Source organism: Nonomuraea deserti, assembly GCF_004348685.1.
GTDB classification, from domain to species: Bacteria; Actinomycetota; Actinomycetes; order Streptosporangiales; family Streptosporangiaceae; genus Nonomuraea; species Nonomuraea deserti.
Map to the genome: position 1 here is coordinate 1 of NZ_SMKO01000341.1, position 4,644 is coordinate 4,644.

Sequence of the window (4,644 nt, forward strand, 5' to 3'; positions counted from 1 at the left end):
GTATAAGAGACAGGCCGCACCCCGCGCCGGCAGTCGGACGGGCGGCACCTCGTCGACGTCCACGACCACCTGCGCGCCGAGCTCGCCCAGCTGCGCGACCTGGTCGACCAGGTCGCCGCGGGGACCCTCGACGCCGGCTCCGCCCGCTCGAAGATCAACACCCTGACCGTGCGCCAGAACAACTGGACCCTGGGCGCCTACTGCGAGTCCTACTGCCGGCTCCTCACCCTGCACCACTCGGCCGAGGACACCGCGCTCTTCCCCCGCCTGCGCAGCGCCGAGCCCGGGCTCGTCCCCGTGCTCGACCGCCTGGAGGAGGAGCACCACGCCATCCACAAGATCATCGAGCGGATCGACCGCGCCCTCGTCGCCCTCGTGGCCGAACCGGGCGGCCTCGGCGACCTGCGCGCCGCCGTGGACCTGCTCACCGACAGCCTGCTGTCCCACTTGTCGTACGAGGAACGCGAACTCGTCGATCCCCTGGCCAGGCACGGTCTCTAGCTGTATTGACCACGAGCGTTGTTAGCAAAGAGACATTGATCAAAAGAGAAGCCTCCGATGTGGTGAAGGCGTCAATTCTGCACCGCATGGAGGCTTCATGTCCCACCGTAACGCCCGGCTGACCAACTACGACCGCCGACTGCTCGTCGAGCGGGTCCTGACCGGGTGCCCCGTCGCGCACGTGGCCGGCAAGTAACACTCATGACTGAACCATCACCACTTGTAACGTCTCAATCACTATGATCGCGACCATTATGGCCCTCGATGCCGAGCAGTTGGGGATCGGTGACGCGTCGCAAGTCAAGAAGCAGGTTGCGTACGCCCTTGATGTCGCGCCGGTAGGGGCCCCTCAACGGCGTAGGTGAGGATATGGAGGGTCTTGCAGATTCGCCCGTAGTGGGCGATCGCCTCCCCGAGCGGGTCGGCTTGCCGTCCCGCTGGATCATGAACATCACGTCGTAGGCGCGGATCTCACCGGTGTAGACAAACACCACGACGCAGCCATCCACCGGCCGCCTTGATCGCGTACTGAACGGACGCAGCCCCAGAGGAATAACCGCCTCTGCGAAGCCTGAAAGTGAAAGAGGCTCCGGCTCCTTGTGCAACTTCAGCAACTAAAGCATGATCATAGTGCGGGCGGACTTTTAAGGAGATCGTCGTGGTTCTGAGTGATATCAGCGAGTTGTTGCAGGTCATGACAAGGGCCTGGCAGTCGGTAGGCGACGACAAGGACATCCGCCGACTCGAAACGATGGCCGAGACGCTGGACAGGACCAAGGCAGACCTGCAGAAGGTGCACGACCGCCTGCCGCCCAAGGTTGACGGCCACCGCTGGACCGGTGCGGCTGCCGACCACGTCAAAGATATGGAGTACCGGCATCTGAACCGCCAGGAGCTCGCCCGAGCGGTCGAGAATCTCAGAAACGGATCTCTCGTACTCCGCGAGGCGGCCAAGGCGTCCACTGCGTCCAGGCAAGCCATGATCGACATTCGCCAGATGTTGTGGACGAACATCAAAATTTCTGCCGCCATCGCCGCCGGCATGGGCGCGCTGGGCCTCTGGGCGCGATGGGCGATGGTCGCGCGCGCGTCGGGAAGCGCGGCCGTGGCCACCAGCGCGGTCGTCAGCAGGCACCTGCTCGCGCTCCGCGGCGTCGGCAGTGCCCTCGGCAAAATCGGCCGAATTATGGAGCGACTGCGCCTGATGCGCGGCCTCTCGCGTTTCGGGAACACCATGACCGCGACGGCCCGGAGCCCGATTATCCGCGGGGTGCTCCCGAAGGGCCTCGCTCCGTCGCCGACGACGACGCTCGCCGGCTCCTTCTTCCGCCCCGCGTGGTCCTCGATGGCCAACTACTGGGGCATGGGCGCCTTGTCCATGGCCGGAGGCTGGGTGGCGAACGGCTTCGGCAATCTGATCAACGGCCAGGGTTTCGTGACCCGGTGGGGCGGCTCGTACGTCGCGCTCGCCAAGTCAGGGCAGATGGTGGCGGGGCTGTCGGCGGCCACCCGGCTCGGCGCGGTCACCAACTGGATCGGCAAGAGCCCCAAGAACAGCATGATCATGGACACGGGGATGGGTGTCATCGCGACGGCGAGCCCGCAGTTCCTGATCGACCTCAGCCAGGGCAAGCCGCTGAACGAGGCGCTGCGGAACGCGGCGATCTTCTCCTCGGTCGGTGGCGTCTACAACACCGTCGCTGGCGCGACGCTGCGCAAGATTATCCCCGGCGGCAGCAATCCGGGGCTCACGCTGGCCCTCGGATCGTTCGGTTCCATCGCGTCCGGCGCGGCGCTGCGCGCCATGGTGCCGCTCGACAGCCGCCCGATGCCGGACTACTCTATGCGACCGTCGATGTACGACACCACGTACAGCACCCCGGGACACCCCGGTGTGCAGGCCCCATCGGTTCCCGAGTAGGTCACCGTCCGGCCGTCCGAGACCCTGTCGGGCATCACGGCGCGCGTGTACGACGCCGCAAGTGGCGGACCATCTACGACGCCAACCGTGACCTCATCGGCGACACCTTTGACACGCGGGAGGCTGCCAACCACGGGAAACCGGTGGCCGGCAGCCGGCCCTGCGCCTACGCGAGATCGTCCTCGATACGCCGGATGACCTCGTTCAGCCCGGCCTCGCTCTCCTCCATGGCGCGGCTGTGGGCGTCGACGATCCCGTCGAACCCCCGTCGCGAGCGCCCGGCGAAGGCGTCAAGCGACGCGTCAGCCGCGTCGAGCACGCCGGACATGAGCCGCTCCCGTTGCGCGTCGCTGTCGTCCTGCGCCCGCCGTATGGCCACCATCAGCTCATCAGCCAGATCACCGCTGCCCCGCTTCATGACGCGGGGGTTGAGACGGATGCTCAGCACGCGCCCGGACACGTCGGTGGTGACCCGCACGTGCCCGCCGACGCTCTCCCCCTCGCCGACGATCGCGTGGAGTTCCGCCTTGGCGTCCTCAGCCCGGCGCGCCGCCCGTTCCACGGCGTACGTGGCGTTGTCCAAATCGTCGAACCTGAACTCGTGTGTCATCGTCGACCAGCTTCACAATCCACTGACCAGAACGCTCCGCGCACCGCCGCCACGCCGGTCAGCCGCCGGGTTCGGCGGTCTCGTAGTTGCGTTCGACGGTCTGCAACATCCTGCCGGCGCCGGAGAAAGTTGCCTTGAGCGTCGACATGTAGCGGACCATCTCCCCGTAGAAGCTGGCGTACTGGTTGGACGTCTCCTCGGAGTCCTTCGGAAGGAGGCCGAAGGTCGTGGCCTCCGCCTTGGCGTTTTCCCGGAAATCGTCCAGGGGTCTCGCCAGCGCCCGTGCGGCGACCACGTAGTCGTCGCCGGACAGGTGCAGTCGGCGATGCTCGTAGCTGAAACCCTGCCCGGTCATACCGCCCCCCTTAAGGATGTGCCGCCGCTCACCGGTGCAAGTCGGCGAACGCTTGAGTCCAGCAGATGCGCAATAGCCCCTAAGTGATCCGTTAACCCAGAAGTTACATAACACACGACGCCCCGTCATCGGGGTGATCGTCACAAATCAATATCGACAAGCCGGACCATCCCGACAACCGGCCCCCTTCCGACGGCGGTGTGACCTCCAACCCTGGAGGCGCATGGTTTTTTGACCTGGGCGTCAGGGAGCAGGAGGGAGGAGGGTGAGCCACGACGGCATCGCCGCCCGCCTTAACATGTGAGGACGCCCGCATCGAGGCTCGAACCACTCGTGGCGCGAGCGAGACCGGACAGACGAGGTTGTCGCCAAACGACGATCCACGATGCAGGCCGAGCCTTTCAGCCGGGACACGGCGCTTGAGGCTATCGGACCCAAGGCGTCGGCCATCTGGCGGTGCAGATCGCCAAGGCGCGGGGGGCGCGTACGCGATTGGCACCGCCCGCGCCGCCAAGCACGACTTCGTGCGCTCACTGGGAACCGACGAGGTTATCGACTACACAGCCGTCGCGTTCGAGGAGGCCGTCGAGGCCGTGGACATGGTGCTCGACCTCGTCGGTGGCGACACCCGCCGCCGTTCGCTGGAGGTGCTGGCCGAAGGGGGACTGCTCATCCCGCTGCCGCGCGGGCTGGACGTCTCGCAGGAGGCGGCCGAGCGCGGCCTGCGGGTGGCGTCCATCATCGTCGAGCCCGACTACCGCGGCCTGGAACATCTGGCTGAACTGGCCGACTCCAGAAGGCTGAAGGTCAGCGTGTCCCGGGAGTTGCCGCTGGCACGGCCGCCGAGGCGCACCAGTACATCGAGGGCGGGGGCGCCACTGGCAAGACCGTCCTCACCGTGATCGCCCCGAGCTGATCACGGCGGACGGCACCATTGCGCCTGCCGAGCATCTCTTTTTTCAGCCTCCGGTTCGAAGTTGAGCAGCATACGAACGAAAGTCGCGTTAGCGGACCGGGCGGAAGCGGCTTCGCCGTGACATTCCGTTCCGGATTGGGCGTCCGAAGGATCGGACCGAATTTTGGCGCTACGAGGCGTACAGGCAACAGCTTGTCGGAACAGCCCGGATCAGTGAACCTATTTCAGCCTCACGCGGCCTGCTGGGCTACACGATGGTTTTGAAGGATGGCGATGGCCTTGCAGAGGTGGCCGGCCTTGGACGGGCTGCAGCGTAGCTTTCGGAGGATCTTCCAGCTCTT

Annotated in this window: 5 protein-coding genes and 1 pseudogene; 3 read left to right on the plus strand and 3 right to left on the minus strand. The window is 66.0% G+C overall.

Annotated elements, in window-relative coordinates; genetic code table 11:
• Positions 1–57: 57 nt before the first annotated feature.
• Positions 58–501: pseudogene (locus tag E1292_RS49455) on the plus strand (hemerythrin domain-containing protein); the annotation flags it as partial.
• A 230-nt stretch (positions 502–731) separates the two neighbouring features.
• On the opposite strand, the gene E1292_RS49465 reads toward E1292_RS49455, so the two are convergent.
• Entirely contained in the window at positions 732–1,115 is a 384-nt protein-coding gene (locus E1292_RS49465; RefSeq protein WP_132606731.1) for a hypothetical protein, read from the minus strand.
• Positions 1,116–1,159: 44 nt separating this feature from the next.
• Between E1292_RS49465 and E1292_RS49470 the strand changes: the two genes are divergently transcribed.
• The gene (locus tag E1292_RS49470; RefSeq protein WP_132606732.1) at positions 1,160–2,422 is read left to right on the plus strand and encodes a hypothetical protein; all 1,263 of its coding nucleotides are present in this window, start codon (positions 1,160–1,162) and stop codon (positions 2,420–2,422) included.
• Between the two features lie 166 nt (positions 2,423–2,588).
• On the opposite strand, the gene E1292_RS49475 is transcribed toward E1292_RS49470, so the two are convergent.
• Complete coding sequence (locus E1292_RS49475) at positions 2,589–3,032, minus strand: YbaB/EbfC family nucleoid-associated protein (protein WP_132606733.1); 444 nt, start codon at positions 3,030–3,032, stop codon at positions 2,589–2,591.
• A gap of 58 nt (positions 3,033–3,090) precedes the next feature.
• Entirely contained in the window at positions 3,091–3,387 is a 297-nt protein-coding gene (locus E1292_RS49480) for a hypothetical protein (RefSeq protein WP_132606734.1), read from the minus strand.
• Positions 3,388–3,911: 524 nt separating this feature from the next.
• Between E1292_RS49480 and E1292_RS52080 the strand changes: the two genes are divergently transcribed.
• The gene (locus tag E1292_RS52080) at positions 3,912–4,289 is read left to right on the plus strand and encodes a zinc-binding dehydrogenase (RefSeq protein WP_165975171.1); all 378 of its coding nucleotides are present in this window, start codon (positions 3,912–3,914) and stop codon (positions 4,287–4,289) included.
• Positions 4,290–4,644: the final 355 nt, after the last annotated feature.

What these genes read in the sequence shown, in the direction of transcription:
- E1292_RS49475 (WP_132606733.1), bottom strand. Translation starts at nt 3,032, where the DNA reads ATGACACACGAGTTCAGGTTCGACGATTTGGACAACGCCACGTACGCC.
- E1292_RS49480 (WP_132606734.1), bottom strand. Translation starts at nt 3,387, where the DNA reads ATGACCGGGCAGGGTTTCAGCTACGAGCATCGCCGACTGCACCTGTCC.